The 16,588-nt window shown below is 44.3% G+C and carries 20 protein-coding genes; 6 read left to right on the top strand and 14 right to left on the bottom strand.

Annotation, left to right across the window (positions count from 1 at the left end):
* Nucleotides 1–13 precede the first annotated feature (13 nt).
* From HLM86_RS11915 to HLM86_RS11905, 3 genes are all read left to right on the top strand, one after another.
* Nucleotides 14–1,444, top strand: coding sequence for a sodium-dependent transporter (locus HLM86_RS11915; protein ID WP_076586922.1), 1,431 nt, complete (start codon nucleotides 14–16; stop codon nucleotides 1,442–1,444).
* Nucleotides 1,445–1,557: 113 nt separating this feature from the next.
* Nucleotides 1,558–2,253, top strand: coding sequence for a TIGR01621 family pseudouridine synthase (locus HLM86_RS11910; protein WP_170882917.1), 696 nt, complete (start codon nucleotides 1,558–1,560; stop codon nucleotides 2,251–2,253).
* Nucleotides 2,254–2,265: 12 nt separating this feature from the next.
* Nucleotides 2,266–3,198 carry a class I SAM-dependent methyltransferase gene (locus tag HLM86_RS11905; RefSeq protein ID WP_076586918.1) on the top strand — a complete coding sequence of 311 codons (933 nt, stop codon included), beginning with the start codon at nucleotides 2,266–2,268 and terminating at the stop codon, nucleotides 3,196–3,198.
* A gap of 75 nt (nucleotides 3,199–3,273) precedes the next feature.
* Here HLM86_RS11905 and HLM86_RS11900 read toward each other — a convergent pair whose 3' ends face one another.
* From HLM86_RS11900 to HLM86_RS11880, 5 genes are all read right to left on the bottom strand, one after another.
* Nucleotides 3,274–3,879 (bottom strand): CDP-alcohol phosphatidyltransferase family protein, encoded by a 606-nt coding sequence (locus tag HLM86_RS11900; RefSeq protein WP_170882916.1) that lies wholly within the window; start codon nucleotides 3,877–3,879, stop codon nucleotides 3,274–3,276.
* Nucleotides 3,872–4,519 (bottom strand): ATP-binding cassette domain-containing protein, encoded by a 648-nt coding sequence (locus tag HLM86_RS11895; RefSeq protein WP_076586913.1) that lies wholly within the window; start codon nucleotides 4,517–4,519, stop codon nucleotides 3,872–3,874. The genes HLM86_RS11900 and HLM86_RS11895 overlap by 8 nt, the downstream gene beginning before the upstream one ends.
* Nucleotides 4,485–6,191 (bottom strand): ABC transporter permease, encoded by a 1,707-nt coding sequence (locus HLM86_RS11890; RefSeq protein ID WP_170882915.1) that lies wholly within the window; start codon nucleotides 6,189–6,191, stop codon nucleotides 4,485–4,487. Before HLM86_RS11890 ends, HLM86_RS11895 begins: the two co-directional genes overlap by 35 nt.
* 27 nt (nucleotides 6,192–6,218) lie before the next feature.
* Nucleotides 6,219–7,361 (bottom strand): ABC transporter substrate-binding protein, encoded by a 1,143-nt coding sequence (locus tag HLM86_RS11885; RefSeq protein ID WP_170882914.1) that lies wholly within the window; start codon nucleotides 7,359–7,361, stop codon nucleotides 6,219–6,221.
* A 197-nt stretch (nucleotides 7,362–7,558) separates the two neighbouring features.
* Nucleotides 7,559–7,999, bottom strand: a complete 441-nt coding sequence (locus HLM86_RS11880) for an META domain-containing protein (RefSeq protein ID WP_170882913.1) — start codon at nucleotides 7,997–7,999, stop codon at nucleotides 7,559–7,561.
* A 174-nt stretch (nucleotides 8,000–8,173) separates the two neighbouring features.
* On the opposite strand from HLM86_RS11880, the gene HLM86_RS11875 reads away from it, so the two are divergent.
* Nucleotides 8,174–8,422 carry a DUF1289 domain-containing protein gene (locus HLM86_RS11875; protein ID WP_076586905.1) on the top strand — a complete coding sequence of 83 codons (249 nt, stop codon included), beginning with the start codon at nucleotides 8,174–8,176 and terminating at the stop codon, nucleotides 8,420–8,422.
* A gap of 51 nt (nucleotides 8,423–8,473) precedes the next feature.
* On the opposite strand, the gene HLM86_RS11870 is transcribed toward HLM86_RS11875, so the two are convergent.
* From HLM86_RS11870 to HLM86_RS11845, 6 genes are all read right to left on the bottom strand, one after another.
* Nucleotides 8,474–8,698, bottom strand: a complete 225-nt coding sequence (locus tag HLM86_RS11870; RefSeq protein WP_170882912.1) for a hypothetical protein — start codon at nucleotides 8,696–8,698, stop codon at nucleotides 8,474–8,476.
* A 287-nt stretch (nucleotides 8,699–8,985) separates the two neighbouring features.
* On the bottom strand, nucleotides 8,986–9,384 hold the full coding sequence (locus tag HLM86_RS11865) for a GspS/AspS pilotin family protein (RefSeq protein ID WP_076586899.1): 399 nt from the start codon (nucleotides 9,382–9,384) through the stop codon (nucleotides 8,986–8,988).
* 1 nt (nucleotide 9,385) lies between these two features.
* Complete coding sequence (locus tag HLM86_RS11860) at nucleotides 9,386–9,682, bottom strand: YciI family protein (RefSeq protein ID WP_170882911.1); 297 nt, start codon at nucleotides 9,680–9,682, stop codon at nucleotides 9,386–9,388.
* Nucleotides 9,683–9,793: 111 nt separating this feature from the next.
* Nucleotides 9,794–10,192 carry an acyl-CoA thioester hydrolase YciA gene (gene yciA / locus HLM86_RS11855; protein WP_076586895.1) on the bottom strand — a complete coding sequence of 133 codons (399 nt, stop codon included), beginning with the start codon at nucleotides 10,190–10,192 and terminating at the stop codon, nucleotides 9,794–9,796.
* 86 nt (nucleotides 10,193–10,278) lie between these two features.
* Nucleotides 10,279–10,830 (bottom strand): septation protein A, encoded by a 552-nt coding sequence (locus tag HLM86_RS11850; RefSeq protein WP_076586892.1) that lies wholly within the window; start codon nucleotides 10,828–10,830, stop codon nucleotides 10,279–10,281.
* A gap of 139 nt (nucleotides 10,831–10,969) precedes the next feature.
* On the bottom strand, nucleotides 10,970–11,212 hold the full coding sequence (locus HLM86_RS11845) for a hypothetical protein (protein ID WP_076586890.1): 243 nt from the start codon (nucleotides 11,210–11,212) through the stop codon (nucleotides 10,970–10,972).
* 565 nt (nucleotides 11,213–11,777) lie between these two features.
* Here HLM86_RS11845 and ihfA point away from each other — a divergent pair.
* Nucleotides 11,778–12,074, top strand: a complete 297-nt coding sequence (ihfA, locus tag HLM86_RS11840; RefSeq protein ID WP_076587566.1) for an integration host factor subunit alpha — start codon at nucleotides 11,778–11,780, stop codon at nucleotides 12,072–12,074.
* Nucleotides 12,075–12,195: 121 nt separating this feature from the next.
* Here the strand turns inward: ihfA and HLM86_RS11835 are convergent, their stop codons facing one another.
* Both HLM86_RS11835 and efpL read right to left on the bottom strand, forming a co-directional pair.
* Nucleotides 12,196–12,516, bottom strand: coding sequence for an HI1450 family dsDNA-mimic protein (locus HLM86_RS11835; protein WP_076586888.1), 321 nt, complete (start codon nucleotides 12,514–12,516; stop codon nucleotides 12,196–12,198).
* A gap of 2 nt (nucleotides 12,517–12,518) precedes the next feature.
* The gene (gene efpL, locus HLM86_RS11830; protein WP_076586886.1) at nucleotides 12,519–13,085 is read right to left on the bottom strand and encodes an elongation factor P-like protein EfpL; all 567 of its coding nucleotides are present in this window, start codon (nucleotides 13,083–13,085) and stop codon (nucleotides 12,519–12,521) included.
* Nucleotides 13,086–13,220: 135 nt separating this feature from the next.
* Here efpL and HLM86_RS11825 point away from each other — a divergent pair, with 135 nt between their 5' ends.
* A complete protein-coding gene (locus HLM86_RS11825; protein WP_076586884.1) occupies nucleotides 13,221–13,988 on the top strand; it encodes a nucleotidyltransferase domain-containing protein in 768 nt (255 codons plus the stop codon).
* A gap of 18 nt (nucleotides 13,989–14,006) precedes the next feature.
* Here HLM86_RS11825 and HLM86_RS11820 read toward each other — a convergent pair whose 3' ends face one another.
* Nucleotides 14,007–16,370 (bottom strand): DNA polymerase II, encoded by a 2,364-nt coding sequence (locus HLM86_RS11820; RefSeq protein WP_076586882.1) that lies wholly within the window; start codon nucleotides 16,368–16,370, stop codon nucleotides 14,007–14,009.
* Nucleotides 16,371–16,588: the final 218 nt, after the last annotated feature.

Below are 16,588 nucleotides of genomic sequence, written 5' to 3'. Positions count from 1 at the left end.
TGATGGAGTAACCGTGACTACGAGTAAAAGTGCACAATCCCGTGATAACTGGGGGTCTAGATTAGGCTTCGTTATGGCCGCAGCAGGATCTGCTGTTGGTTTAGGTAATATATGGAAATTTCCTTACACTGCAGGAGAGAGTGGTGGCGGTGCGTTCGTTGCAATTTATCTGATATTCGTTATTTTTATTGGTTTTAGCGTGATGCTGACCGAGTTTGCTATCGGTCGTAAGACTGGGCTTTCAGCCGTTGGCGCTTTTAAAACGACCGACAGAGGTTGGACTTTTACGGGAGTGATCGGTGTTGTTAGTGGTTTACTCATTATGGGTTTTTATCCTGTTGTCGGTGGGTGGGCATTAGCTTATATATTCAAAGTGGGTGGGGGACTACTCAGTACACCAGATACGATAGGCGATAGCTTCGGGAGTTTTATTTCCGACCCCATACAGCCGCTGATGTGGATGGCAATCTATCTCCTTCTCAATATTGTTATTGTGATAAAAGGAATATCGGGTGGCATAGAAAAAGCAGGAAAAATCCTGATGCCATTACTGTTTTTTATCCTAATTGTTGTGTCGGTGAAAGGTCTCATGCTGCCAGGTGCCATGGCCGGTCTAGAGTTTCTTTTTAAGCCAGATTTTACGAAAGTTGACAGCAATGTGGTGCTTGCGGCACTTGGACAGGCCTTTTTCTCTTTAAGCTTGGGTATGGGTTGTATGATGACTTATGGCTCCTACCTCAAGAAAAAAGAAAACCTCGTTAAAACGACCGCGATGGTGACCGCGATGGATACAGGCGTTGCTATCTTAGCGGGGATTGCTATGTTTCCTGCTATGTTTGCCTTTGGTATGGAGCCTGCCGCTGGACCGGGGCTTGTTTTTGTTGTTGTGCCTCAGTTGTTTGCCGAAATGGGTGGCCTCGTTGGACTTCTTCTCGCCTTATTGTTCTTTGTTGGCCTGACGGTGGCTGCTTTGACATCATCAATCTCTTTGCTAGAAGTTGTGGTGGCCTACCTTATTGATGAAAAAGGAATGAAACGTCCAGTCGCTGTTATGCTATCCAGTTGCGTGATGGCGATTTTGTGTGTGTTTGCTTCTTTGTCTCTTGGTGGATTGGGCCCAACTCTATTTGATAATGGCGCTTTTGATATTTTTGACCTTCTGACGGATAAAATATTTTTGGCGGTGGGTGGTATGTTGGTCTGTATCTTTGCGGGTTGGCGTCTAAACCGTAGCGAACTTGAAAAGGAAATCACCAACGGAGGAGAAGTCTCTTTTCCTTTGTTTGGCCTTTGGTACAATCTAGTTAAATACGTGATTCCGGTCGCGATTGCCATTGTTGCCTTGATGGGCATCAAATCGGGCTTTGATAGTGGTAAAGGTGAAATTATGCTGCTCGGAATTGGTATTATCGCGCTAGCGGGTGTTTTCTCTAGAAAGCTGTAACGTTAATATTGAAGGATTGGGGAAGCGGTTCCGCTTCCCTTTTTTCGATCTATCTCGTGCTGGTATTGCCCATTAGAACAGGTATAATTTGGCTCCCAAAGTGGAGCCTTCCTATGTTTGATATCGTTTTTTCCCATTCTGACTTCGTTGTTATTAACAAGCATCCCAATGTTTCCGTCCATAAAGACAATGGGGAAACGATGTTGTTGCAAGAGGTTGCCCAAATCACAGGTGACGATAAACTTTATCTGGTGCATCGACTGGATAAAATGACCTCTGGACTCTTACTCCTCGCCAAAAACGCCATTGCAGCAAGAGAACTTTCTATGCAGTTTGCTCAGCGTAGTGTTGAGAAATACTATCTAGCGATCGGCAGTAAAAAGCCTTCAAAAAAACAGGGGCTTATTCGTGGTGATATGACCCCATCTCGACGTTCTGCGTGGAAGTTGCTCAGTTCGCAACAAAACCCCGCGGTGACGCAGTTTTTTTCCGTTGCGGCGATGCCGGGTGAGCGTCTATTCCTGTGCAAGCCGCATACAGGCAAAACGCACCAGATTCGAGTGGCATTAAAATCGGTAGGGTCACCCATCCTTGGCGATCCTATTTATTCGCCTACCTGTGTATCGGATCGAGGTTACCTTCATGCTTTTGCATTGCGCTTTGTTTACCAAGGTCAAAAGTTTGAAACGGTGTGCGATCCTAGAGAACAGGTTTATCTTGGGCGAGAATGGAATCAAACACCTGTGAGTCAGGGGATTGAATCTTGGTTATCGCCTTGGGCACTCCCATGGCCAAAAATAAACACATAAATAGGAGTCAGCATGAAGACTGAACAACTCACCATTTTTTTTGAGAGAATTCACGATGCTTTGTCGGCGACATCAGGGGAAGTCAGACGCTTGTTCCATGGCCGAGGACGTCGATACCACGGGTTAGAACAAATTACCTGTGATTGGGTTGATAAACAACTTTTGGTCAGTGTGTTCAGAGACATCGATGACGATTTTCTTAGGGCTCTGCAAGAAGGTCTGATTGCTCTGTCGGCCACGCCCGTTTGGGAAGAGAAAGGCGGGCGGTGTATTGTAATCCAACATCGCTATGCCCAAGGGACGCCTTCTGAAGTGCTGGTTGGTGAACTCAATACTAGCCCAGTTGTACGAGAGTCTGGGTTAAAATATCAATTGGATATTGGACGAAACCAAAACTTCGGCCTATTTCTCGACATGCGTTTTGGAAGAGATTGGGTGAGAGCCAACAGTAAGCAGAAGAAGGTGTTGAATTTATTTGCCTACACTTGTGGGTTTTCTGTTGCAGCGATAGAAGGAGGTGCTGAGCTGGTTGTTAATGTGGATATGGCGAAATCGTCTTTATCAAAAGGACGAGATAATCATAGACTGAATGAACACAACGTAAAGCAGGTAAAGTTCATTGGCCACGATATCTTTAAGTCGTGGGGGAAAATCAGAAATACGGGCCCTTATGATCTCGTCATTATTGACCCCCCTTCGTTTCAAAAAGGCAGTTTTGCGTTAACCACCGACTACAAGAAGATCTTACGGCGCTTACCTGAACTCTTATCTGAGCAAGGAGAAGTCCTCGCTTGCGTCAATTCACCTCAGGTTGGCAGTGATTTCCTTATTGAAACGATGAAAGACGAAGCGCCAGCGCTTGATTTTGTTGAGCGTCTAACCAACCCTCCTGAATTTGCAGATGTGGATAGTGAGGCCGGCCTTAAAGTCATGCTATTTCGCTAAATATTTCCGGAATGTGCCATTCTTTATGATAGGTTTAAACAGACATCGGTTAGGAAGCCTAAAAGGATTTCCATGCTATTTTAAAGTGTGAAAGCCGGAATAAAGCCGAGTGAAGGTCGTAAACCAGCAGGCGGATCCAAACACATAAGCAAGAATGGCAAAGTACTCAGGAAACAAGCAAAAAAGAATAAAGCATGCGATCGTTTCGGTCCCTTCTGTTAGCCCACTCATATAATAGAGCGATTTACTTTTATGGACGGGATTATCAATGTTGCGTTTGCTCGCCATGACCGCGAACGCTAGGAAGCTGCATCCCGTCCCGATAAAGGCAAAGATCAAAAATGCGCCTGCGATAGCATTATGTTCGGGATTGGCAAGAACGAACCCAAAAGGTATCAAAGAATAAAAGATAAAGTCGAGGCTGATATCGAGAAACCCCCCCGCGTCTGTAATTCCGTGGCGGCGAGCTAATGCGCCGTCGAGACCGTCACAAATTCGATTAAGGATAATAAATAACAGGGCGGCATTATATTCTTGTAAGGCGAGGGAAGGTAACGCGAGGCAACCAAGAAAAAAACCCGTTACGGTTGTCTGGTTTGCAGTAATATTCAATCGGTCTAAACCAGCCGCAACTAAGGCGAGGGGAGAACGAATGATTTTGATACTAAATTTGTCAAGCATGGTCGTTTCTCCATGGCCATGATATGACGCGACCATTTAACGGCACGTCGTCGATATCGTGCGTGACCATCAACGTTGGGATACTCGCTTCAATAAGTTGCGCTATGACCCAGTCACGAAATTCAACTCTTAATGTTTTATCCAGCTTACTGAATGGTTCATCAAGCAGGGCTAATTTAGGCTTGGCTAACAGCATTCTTAGCAAACTGATACGTGCTCTTTGTCCACCTGAAATTTGATCGGGGAATGAGTGAGCAAGTTTTGCTAGGTTAACCTTCTCTAAAGCTGACATTGCTTGCGTCAGCCGATCACGACCTTTGATCATATTGGGTAAAGCGAAAGCAAGATTTTGCCATACGTTGAGGTGTGGAAAGAGTAGGTCGTCTTGAAATAGGATTCCGACTTGACGCAGGTGAGGCTCTTGTTGCGATAAGTCGGTGTTGTCTAAGAGAACCCGTCCTGAATAGTCAAATTCGTGACTTAAATGACCAGCAATCAGGTTGAGTAATGTTGACTTACCGCATCCACTTGGACCCATTAAGCACACCACCTCTTTTGCGGCAACGTCAATATTCACATGGGAAAACAGAGACTCGCCGGTTAACTTACGGATGGCGAGGTTTTCGAGACACAGCGTCATGTGTATTAGAATCCTTAGTGGTTTGTTGGTATACAGGTTGTCGTAAAGAGAGCTTGCTGATTAGAATGGCGGATAAGAAAAAAACAAACGGCAGGATTGCTTGCCAGATCGCATAGATTGCAGTGACACGGCGATCAAACCCACTTGATAAAGCCACCGCCTCTGTCGTGATCGTGGTGATACGACCTCCACCCAACATGAGGGTTGGAAGATATTGTGCCAAGCTGACACTCGCACCGACCGCCCAAGCATAAAGTACAGCGGGCAGAAGAAGTTTCATTTTAATTTGAATAAAGACCAAAAGAGGGGTTTTTCCCAAACTTAGGGCGGCTTTTGTATAGTTATTGTCGTAACCTTGCCAAGGCCCATCCAGTGCTAGGTAGACAAACGGAAACGCGAAAAAAACGTGTGACCAGATCACCCAGATATAGTAGCTGTCACCAGACAAATATAAAGTGGTGATCTGAATTCCAAAAAGAATCGAAAGCTGCGGAACAACCATAGGAAGTGCGATGACGTATCTTGGTAAATAGACACGAAATCGAACGCGACATTCTTGAGCAACAACGGCGAACAGAAGAGCGAAAGACGCACTTAATAACGCAATTTCAAGACTTTGAAGAATGGTTGGCAAGATATTTATCCATTCGTTACTCCAAAAGCGACCACTGAATTTCGTTGGGATGATTTCTGGAAAGCGCCAGCGATGTGCCACGCTCCATAGGAGCGTCAAAGGAAAAATCAGACAAGCGAGTAACGTCGACACTGTAAATAGGGTTTTTCCCGGTAAACGAACGCCAGATCGACCTGAATATTGCCATCGACCAAAATATCCCAGCGTCATTTTTTCTATAATGACAACAAAACCAAGTAAACTACTGGCCAGTATCAATAAAAGAACTGCCCCGGATGCAGCTCTTGGAATGAGAGAGAGATCAGGGTCGTTAAACCATTGCCATACCAAGACAGCCAGTGTCGGAGGGTTTGTGGGGCCAAGAATTAAACTTAGGTCGACCACCGAAGCGCCATAGGCTATCACCGCGAACAATGCGAAACGCATTTTAGGTAGCCATAGTGGTAGTACGACTTTCCACCACATATGACTCGGTGAATAACCTAGAGATGCACTCATTTTAGACAGTCTGTCGATTTTAATCTGTTGTAGAACAGGAATACTCATGAGCAACAAAAATGGTATTTCTTTCAATGACAGGGTAATCGTTAAACCCAAGGCATAGGGGTCATGGATCAACCACGTTTGATTTTGTGTATCGACATTAAGCCCAAAAAGGGCGGCCAGTAAACGCGCCATCATGCCAGTGGGGGCGAATAGAAACGCGAAGCCAATGGCAAAAGCGACGTGAGGCATCGCCAATAGAGGAGACAATAAAGCCTCGACTTTGCGCCAGTGTCGGTTGAGCCACAGGCTTTGTAAAATTGAAAAGCACATTAAACAGGAAACACAGGTGCTAACAATGGCACTGAATAGAGTCAGGCTGATTGATGTAGAGATCCCAGGCCAGTCAAAAAAAGCATGATAGCTGGAGAGCGAAAAGTCAGACAGACCCACGGTGGGCACATAACCGAATGAGGAGATGACCACACTGACCAACCCCGGGAAGGTGGGTAAAATGCATATCAATATCAGAATAAGGTAGGTGACTCTTAGCATCTTGTTCTCATTGTTGGTCGTCAACTGTTAGTTACCGTAGCGATTTTGCCATTCTGCTTCCAACGCTGCTTGCCAACTAGGATGGGGTTCAGACAACGACTTGAATAATTTTGTGTTTTTTGCACTTCCACTAAGGTACTGGTTTTGCAATACGGAGGGATCCCCCCAAATCATGAGATCCCCTTTGCGAGATTGTGCTTCAGGACTCAATAAAAAATTAATGGCGACCTGTGCTCCTTCAGGAGTGTTTGCATTCCATGGAATGGCAAGGAAGTGAATGTTTGATAAGGCACCGCCATCCATCGCGTAAACCAATGTGGTCTCGGATAAATTGCCATTCGCCTGAGCAGAATAAACGGAATTGGGGTTAAAAGTAATAGCAAGATCGAGTTGACCATCGTCGAGTAACTGTAGCGTTTCTGCTGAACTGGCTGGGAATTGTTTTCCTTGGCGCCAGGCTACTTTGTGGAACTCGTCCAAGTAGCGCCAAAGGGGGGCGGTAACCGAGTTAAAATCGACCTGATCGGTTGGTTTCATGAGTGCTGGATCGTTTGCGGTGAGTTCAATCAGCGCGGCTTTAAGAAAACTCGTACCATGAAATGCAGGTGGTCTAGGGTAACTTAGTTTGTTTTGGTAGGCTTTCGCATAACTTAACCATTCGTTAAACGAGGCGGGGGGATTGCTCAGGCGCATTTTATCATGAATGAATACGAGCTGGCCAACACCCCAAGGCGCTTCTAAACCCTCAGTGGGCTCGGAGAAGTCACTGTCGACCGGTAGGGTTTTGTCGACATACTTCCAGCTTGGTAAACGTTCAACAAAGGGGCCGAATAATAACTGGTTGTTCTTCATTGATTTGAAGTTTTCGCCATTGATCCACACCATATCAACACTGCCGGAGGTGTCTTTACCTGCTGCTTTCTCTGCCAGCAGACGAGTCGTTGTTTCAGCAATGTCGGCTACTTTGACGTGTTTGAGAGTAACATCATATTGTTTTTGCAGTTCTTTATCCGCCCAGCGAAGATAGTTGTTGATCTCCTGACTTCCACCCCAAGCATGAAAGTAGACCGTTTGCCCTTTCGCGGCTTCGACCGTTTGTTGCCAGCTTTCTTGAGCCAGACTATTGAAAGAAAGTAGCAAAGAAAAAATAACCGTGTTCAGCCTTAACATAAGAGTCCTTGTCTTTAGTATCTTGATGGAACCTTGTTGATAGACCGTGCTATCGCCAATTTCTATTCATTATGACTGAAAAATAAAAACTTTTTATCTATTCGGTGCAAAGTCGGTAGGGTAATTAAGAAGGGAGCTGTCAATGAGAGGGGAAAGCGGCAGATTTAGGCGACGGCCAGTTCCCCCTGTCCATCCGATTATTTTTGGTCATTCAACCTAAAGGTCAGAGTATGTGTTTCGTTTGTCAGGATCATGAAGTTATCGTCAAGAGTGATATTGCTCCACTCGGATAAAGATTGAGAAAATGTGCGTTCTAGTGTCATGGCATCACCCATACACATCTTCATGGTCATGCCCATTTTATCAATCCGAAACTGATTGTTTTTGAGTTCTGCCTGACCAAAAAAATTATTGCAGCCAGCACTGCCGTTTGTCATTAGCGTTTCGCCTACTTCAAGGGTGGGTCTTTTTTGATGTTGTTCTAGAGCAAGCGTTTTTCCATCCATACTCACCAACTCCCAACTGTGGTGTTGGAGATCTTGACTGGCTACGGTTTGCGAGTGTTGGTTGTTGGCACAGGCAGTGACGAGAACAGAAAGAGAGAGTGCTAAAAGCATCGTTTGTGATTTAGATTTCATTTTGATGGGCTCCGAATTTGACGAATTGGCCTCGATTATAATTTAAAAAGCGTAGCTTCTGTCATAATAGCGTTATGCTTAGAGTGCGATCATAATAAAGTAAAGTGCTGCCTTAATCGGGCTCCAGGTGATAGCGTATTGATCGTTATTGTTGTCATGATAGGTGAGGCTCAGATGGAGCAACTAGAATTCTTTTTAGTACCCAGCCCTTGTATTGGCGTGTGTAGCCTTGACGAAAAAGGTTACTGTAAAGGTTGTATGCGTAAACGTGAAGAACGTTTTACTTGGTTAGATATGTCTCCGTCTGAGCAGCTTCACGTTATTAAATTGTGTCGGCAACGTTATCGCCGGAAACAGTTAAAAAGTGGGTCGAGTCAAGACAATGACCTCGATGATGCTTCTCCCCAACAACCTCTATTCTAACGAACCCCTCAGTGCAATCGGTCACTGTCTACGAGAACGGTCGACAACGCCTTATTTAACGCCCCACTTATCACTGATCCACCCGCCGGTATTGTCATCGAAGTGACTGCCACTGAATCGCGCGCTATTTTTGGATTGTTGAAAGGGGTCGGATTTAGAATCGTCCAAAAGTTGCTGGATGTAATTGACCATGGGATCTTCGCAATGTAAACGCTCTTGCCGTGTGGCGACTTCTTTTATCAGTTGGAGACGATAGGAATTGCTGGCACGTTTCATAGGTGATCCTCCCTTACTTGTTTAAAAAAGTTAGAAGGCAAATCAATCAGCGTCAATGGTGGGTGAATGTCTGTCAGGCCGCCATGTGGCTAAAAAAACATGTTTTTCGTGGGCTCTCATGAAGGTATTGTGAAACTGATTAAACAGTTAGGAGATTCGAATCTGAAAGACGGTCGTTTAACTTGTCACAAAAAATTCATAAATAACATCGCTTGATGACGAACCAGAAATGGCTGGTAAAAAAAGACCTTGTAAACAAGGTCTCGATTTCGATGAGGGGACAATCTTTATTGTTTTGACAAACAGTTTTTTGACGTAATGACCTCATCGACCATAAGCTGGCCTCGACTGTTGCGCATTTTGAGTCGATAACTCAGCCCAACGTCCAAATTGTTCCTAGTGTCTGGGGTGGTGCAATAACTATTAATACTGCCTTGCATAACCTGCTTGAGGGGTTTTGCTCCATTTGCGTCTTGATTGTACACCATCATGATCTCAATCATCGTTCCCTTTGCACTGGCTCTCATAATCGACAGAGGACCAGCTTCCATTGGTAACTCAGATGATAACAAGGTGGCTCTGCTACTGGCGAGTAATTCGAGTTCACGTTGTTTTTGTGTTTCTTGTGAAGCGCAGCCGGATAGGATTGAAGCGCTAAGCAGCGCTAAAGCGATGTAAAGTTTCATTCTAGAATACTTTTATGAAAGGTTTAACAATGACGTTTTTATAGACACCCGCTTCAATATACGGATCCGCGTTCGCCCATAGTTGCGCTTGCTCTAACGTCTCAAATTCGGCAATCACGGTCGAACCTGTAAATCCGGCTTCTCCGGGGTCTTCACTATCAATAGCGGGCATGGGGCCCGCAGTCAGCAGACGCCCTTCAGATTGAAGAAGTTGCAAACGTTCTAGATGAGCTGAGCGCGCACCGCGTCGTTTGTTCAATGAATGGTCCACGTCCTGAGAAAAAATTACATACCACATATTTAATGTCCTTTTGATAAATAAGCAACCTAGGTTGCTTATTGAGTGATTCTATTTAACTCTACAGAATGTAACAGTTTTTTATAGGGTGTCCGAACTTAAATTGTGAATTCAGTGTGGTTTGATGGGTCTAGGTCTGCCCTCGCTATCAATAGCCACGTAGTTAAATGTTGCGTCACAAACCATAAAACGATCTTCTACACCATGTTCTTTGACAGGTTTTACCCATACTTCAAGGTCGATACTCATCGAAGTGGTGCCAATCTTGGTACATTCGCCATAGCAGCAAACGACATCGCCAACTTTAACGGGCTTTTTAAACGTGATACTGGAAACGGATACTGTGACGATTCTTCCACGCGAAATTTCCTTGGCGAGAATACCACCTGCAAGATCGAGTTGGGACATGATCCAGCCACCAAAAATATCACCATTGGCATTGGTATCAGCAGGCATGGCTAAGGTACGAAGAAGTAATTGCCCACGCGGAGAGGTGGTTAGTTGGCTCATATCGATATCCATAAAAACGAAGCAGCGGCCAAATGGCCGCTGCTAACTCAAAGAAGATAAAAAACAATTATATCAATAAAGGAGCGCTATTCACCAGAATTTGCCTGAGATTTATCCTTAGGCAAATGCTTATAGATGTAAATTCCTGTCAACAGAGTGAAACCAAAAGTTGCTGCTAGTAAGCCAAATACCTTGAAGTTCACCCAAACATCGAGAGGCAACTCAAATGCGACATAAATATTCAGGCCGGCACAAAAACAAAAGAACGCAACCCAAGCCCAAGTGATTTTAGTCCATGCCGCATCAGGTAAGCTGATTTCTTTCCCCAGCATGCTTTTAAGGGCTGACTTACCAATCGCATGGCTAACCGCTAGGCCAATGGCAAAGAGAGCGTAAACAATGGTGACTTTCCACTTAATGAAGTTGTCATCATGCAGAAAAATAGTCATCCCACCAAACAGAGCAACCATGACAAAAGTGACTAATTGCATTTTTTCAACTTTTTTGTAAATAGCGTAGGTCACAACCACTTGGATTGCTGTGGCTATAATCAGCGCCCCAGTAGCCGTATAAATATCGTACATTTTGTAAAGGGCAAAAAAGATAATCAGTGGAATAAAATCAATCAGTTGTTTCATTTTTTCGATCTGCAAATTCTAAAATTACCTCCAGTCTAACGAAATATGGATGATTGACAAAGCCTTTAGAGACAATCTGAAACAAACTTCTGTTGATTCCGTCAGCTCAGAGGATAAATTCCAAACTGACGTAAAGGCATTACTGAGGTATTCGGAGGCTATTGTGTGGCACTTTCATGTCACCGAGGTAGCCTTCATCCCTCAGGTTTATGACAGCCACTTGTAACTCCTCATCCGTCATCGAAAAACAGCTGGATTTGCCCGTCATATGATTGAGGTAGTCGTGATACTCGTTCTCAGTAAAATGCCCAATTCGTTCAACGAGTAAACTCTTAATGCCATGATGAATCAGTCGATAATAAGTATGGCGATGAATGTTCATAAACAGCCTCCATTAACTTGACAGGCCCTAAGGCCTGAATGCGGCAAGACAAAATTTTGCCACTTTGTTTGCTTAAGCATAATGAGTGCCAAAGTTGGAGCCTTCTAGTGAAAGACTTGTGCCCCAAAAGACAGTGCGATGAAATAGGTTCATTATTCAAGTGTGTCAACGGGCGATACGGCCTTGTTCTGAGTCTTTTGGACAAGTTGCCCACAAATGGGCGGTGACTGAACGAGATTCCCTGAAGATTTTAAGTGATTTAAGGTATTAACTTTTTTGTCATTAAATGGGAATATCATTCGATTTATATTCAAAAATATAGATAAATCTTTTGAGGTTTTGACTAATACTAGCGTTATCCGGAGGTAATATTCTAAATTGAAACTGCTCTATAGTGCTGATTTTACGGGTTATTTTGCGTTCAATTAATAAAAAAGTTGGCGAAAATCATAAGGTTGGCATACACTTTCCCAAGTAAAGCCGATATGTTGTTGATTGGCTGGACAAAATGCTTTGGCGCTGCCGTTTTGGCAGCAATGTTAAATACAGCTTTGAGGAAAGTTTTATGGCGCTCACAAAGGCCGATTTGGCTGAAAACCTGTTTGAAAAGCTCGGATACAGTAAACGGGATGCCAAGGAAACGGTTGAAGCGTTTTTCGAAGAAATTCGTAAGGCTCTGGAAAGTGGCGAACAGGTAAAACTGTCTGGCTTTGGTAACTTTGATCTTCGAGAGAAAAACGAACGTCCAGGTCGAAACCCCAAAACGGGTGAAGACATTCCAATCAGTGCTCGTCGCGTGGTTACTTTTCGCCCAGGCCAGAAATTAAAAGCCCGCGTAGAAACGACGGGCTTAAAAGACTAACGAGAAGGCACTCTCTGCTCCAAACGCGGTTGCGTTGTCGTTGGAAAATGCTAAGCGGCTAAAAGACGAAAAAGGTCGTGATTCGTCTTTTAGCTGTCATTTTTCCTTATATTTGGACGTTTCAGTCTCGCTTCCAAAGAATATGGCAAAATTGTTGACTTGGGTCACGACATATCAATAATCTTGCGAAAATGTCATCCAAGACATCATTGTCTTCATTGACCAGTCCTATCCGTACTTCGGCATAGAGTGTTTTATCCACGTCGAAGCCGACCTCCTCAGACCAATCGTCTCCGATTTCAACCAGTTCAGCGGCACCATGTTCATCAAATTGTGCTGTAAAAATGATAACGTCGGCGGGCTCTAGGCTGTCTGGCGCCATTTCCAAAAAGATGTCATAGGCGGTTTCGATGGTATCGTCGTATGAAATAAGTTCAGTCATGATTAAGCTCGACTCATGTATTTGCGTTCTGCTGTATTGATGATGATGCGATCACCCGTTGCAATATACTCAGGCACCTGAACGGCTAGGCCAGTAGAAAAGCGAGCTGGCTTGGTGCGTGCAGACGCGGAAGCTCCTTTTATTGATGGATCTGTTTCTTCAATCACCATTTCGACTGAAGCAGGAAGCTCTAAGCCAACAGCATTACCATTGACAATAATCGCGTGTAGACCTTGAATTTCTTCAGTGATCAACAGTAAATCATCCTCGATTTCCGCGCGCTTGAATGTGTATTGACTGTAATCTTCAGTGTCCATAAAGATATACTCGTCTCCGTCGATGTAGGAGAAAGAAACCCCACGTTTATGCATGTCTACCGTGTTTACGACATCATCTGACTTGAAACGTTCATCAACTCGTGTGCCCGTTGAAAGCTCATTGCAGCGTAACTTGTAAATCTTTGCGCCTCCGCGACCTCCAGGCGTGGTGATTTCAATGTCTTTAATCAACAGCGTCTTGCCTTGAGATTCAATCGCAAAACCTTTTTTTAGCTCACTTGCCTTTGGCATACAGGTATTTCCTTAATATCAAATCGAGTCTCTGTATTATATACATAGTGTCTGACGGAAGGAATATCTTGATTCGTATCACCTTGTAGGCGAACATTAGGGTATCTGACGACTAAACATATTGTTATCAAAGAAATGCATCTTTCAGTCATCGACCCTAAACAACCTTTTCAGGAACGGTATCAGCCGGCCATCCATGATCTTGTCACTTTTCTTAAAGGAGGGCTCGCAGACAATCTTCATAGCATTTACATTTACGGTAGCATCGCACGCAAGCGAGGCAAGCCGAATGTATCGAACTTAGATGTCCTTGTGGTGACGCATGAGAGTTTTAGTGACACCAGAACAACGTTGTTTAATTCCATTAAATGGCGCTTTCAAAAGTCTCATCCGTTTATTACTGAAGTGTCATTGAAAAATACGCGAGTTCAAGACGTTGCCAGTTTAGACAGCATTTTTTCGTGGGGATTTCAGCTTCGTCATTGCTCAGTGTGTGTGTACGGTGAGGATCTATCTGAATGTTTTGGTGACTACGAGCCGAGTTGGGAAATCGCGAAGCACTGGAATATGGATGTGGAAGATTGGGTCTCCGTCTATCGAAACCGCATCGTTCGCTCTGCATCAGAGCAAGAGCAAATTAAAACACAGAAAATCATAGCGAAAAAACTACTTCGAGCAAGCTACTCACTTGTCATGTACAAAGATAAAAATTGGTTTGACGATCCGATTGAATGTGGGAGCCACTTTCTACGCTATTTTCCGGAAAAGAAAATTGAGATTGAAAGACTGGGCATCCTTTTATCTGGACGGGTTATCGCCAAACGCTCGGTCATTGGCATCTTAGATGGGTTTGGCGAATGGTTAGTTCAACAGTACAAAAAGACGGAGTTCAAAATTGGCTAGCAACGTCTATTGTACCGATTAGAATAGCCCGAGTTGTGGCTCACTTAGAGAAGCAAAGTCGAGACCAACAAAAGGTAGAATAGCATCGGCAACTGGCTTTAGTTGCTTATCAATATAGTGCTGATAGTTGATTTCACTTCGGCGGTACTCTTTGGGTTCTGGACCGGACAGAGTGATGACATATTCGATATTGCCTTTATTCTGGTATTGAAGTGGGCGGCCAAGTTGGCCGTTGATTTCATCCGCTAAACGTGCTGCACGAACCTGAGGCGGGATGTTTTTTTGATAGTCATGCAATCGCCTTCTCAGCCTTTTTTGATAAACGAGTTCATCATCAAATTCACCTGACGAGGTCCGCTCGACGATATCTCTGATGTAATGACTTGGGTCCTGATTGCGGAAAATCATGGAATAGAGCTGATGTTGGAAACGCTGCGCGAGCGGTGTCCAATCTGTACGGGCACTTTCTAGGCCTTTAAAAACAAGTTGTTCTTCGTTTCCTTCTCCAACCAGTCCAGCATAGCGCTTCTTCGAGCCCGTTTCTTGACCGCGAATGGTCGGCATAAGAAACTTCTTATAATGGGTTTCATATTCGATTTCCAACATCGAAGTAAGATTGTAAACCTCCTTGAGGTGCTCGTTCCACCACGTGTTGATATAGTTAACCAAGTCATTCCCGATCTTGTCGGCTTCTCTCTGCGAGCACTGGCCGTTTAGAGAGACGAAGATTGAATCGGTATCACCATAAATAACGTGATACCCACGGCTTTCAATCAACTGTTTGGTTTGTTTCATGATTTCGTGCCCACGCATGGTAATACTTGATGCCAGCCGTGTATCAAAAAAGCGGCAACCTGAAGAACCTAAGACACCATAAAATGAATTCATGATGATCTTGATCGCTTGTGAAAAGGCCATGGCGTTATTGCGCTTTGCTGTATCTCTTGCCGCCCAAAGTGTCTCAATCATGTCTGGAAGAAAGTGTTGATGGCGATGGAACTGACCCCCTCTAAAACCTTCTACAGCTTGATGTTCCAGTTTGCCCGTTTCTAACTTTAACCCTTCAATCAAGCCCAAAGGGTCAATAAGAAATGAGCGTATTATCGACGGGTAAAGGCTTTTGAAGTCAAGGACCAGCACCGAGTCATAAAGATTGGGTACCGAATCCATGACATACCCCCCTGGACTCGCGACCCAGTTTTGAGCATCGAGGTTTGGGGCCACGTAGCCGGCCCGATGGATTTGGGGTAAATAGAGGTTGGTAAAGGCAGCGACAGAGCCTCCGACACGATCTAATTCGATGCCAGTTAACCTTGAGCGCTCGATAGAAAATTCCAGTAAATCAGTACTGTCGAAGATCTTATTAACCAGTATACAATCCTTTAGGTTGTATTTTGCCAGTGAAGGTTTGTCACGCCTGAACATATTGTTGATCTCATTCATGCGATCATGAACATTATTAATTTGTTTGCCTTCCCCGAGTAGCTGCTGAGAAACCGATTCCAAGGACCAGCTTTTAAAATGGTAGGTGGCGGTTTTTAAGGCATCGATACCGTCGATAACAACGCGTCCGGGAATCGAAATAAACGCCTGATTGGTTGTCTTTGATATGCGAAAGAAACTGGCTTGTTTTCCTCGCCCTAGCGTGAGTTTAATCTGATTCCATTCGGCTCGTTTATGCAGCAAACGAAAATCGAAATCAATAACGTTCCAGCCAATAATGATATCGGGGTCAAATTTTTCAAACCAAGCTAAAAGGGCAATGAGAAGATCTTTCTCAGTAGAAACCCAGTCAATTTTTGTTTCCGCGATTTCTGGTCTGCCTATCATAATGACTCGGCTATCCATGGGACTGTCAAGCCCCACTGAATACAATATCCCTTTCTCTGAGCATTCGATATCAAGAGAGACCACCTTCATATTTGGGGTGTAGTTGTCTGGGCGGCAGCGAACATTTGAGAATTGCGTAAAGCTGGACTGAGTGTTTTGCGTTCCAGTAAATGCAATCCCTCCCTTGATAAAGCGCTCCATCAGATAACGATCAGCAAGACGGATGTCGTCTTCCAACACATTGATCTCTTGGTTTTTAAATCTTTGGACTAATAATCGGCTTTCTTTTACGGTTCGACAGTAGCACGCCGCCACCTCTATACCGTTGAAATCCCGCAGAGGTAGGGCGGTGATTTCGGCAAAGATTGAGGCGCTGATTGCGATGTTTTGCGCCGAAGCTAACTCGGATTGAGCAATAAAGAATACAGGTCTTTCACCGGTTATCGACAACGCTACTGGCCCTTGGTCTGTGGTTAACCATAAATCGATTTGCGTTGAGCCAGCAATATCTCTAGCGTGTCGAGTGAGTAAAAAACCGTGTTGAATAGACATGAGTACTGCTCTGAAATGGAAACGATAGGTTCATTGATATTGCGTCTCATCAGCTTAGCATAATCTGCAGATTGATTAATAATAGATATCCCTATCGAGAACGCGATGATGGGTTGTATTACCCAAGAAATTCAGTGGAGCGGCGGCTGTACATATTTTAGTGGATAGAGTTAAGTCGTATTACTCATAATTACAATGAATCTGGGGAGCTTTTGAGC

Source organism: Vibrio ostreicida (assembly GCF_013074385.2).
GTDB lineage: Bacteria > Pseudomonadota > Gammaproteobacteria > Enterobacterales > Vibrionaceae > Vibrio > Vibrio ostreicida.
The sequence above is the reverse complement of the archived record's forward strand: the minus strand, read 5'-3'. Positions and strand labels throughout refer to the sequence as shown.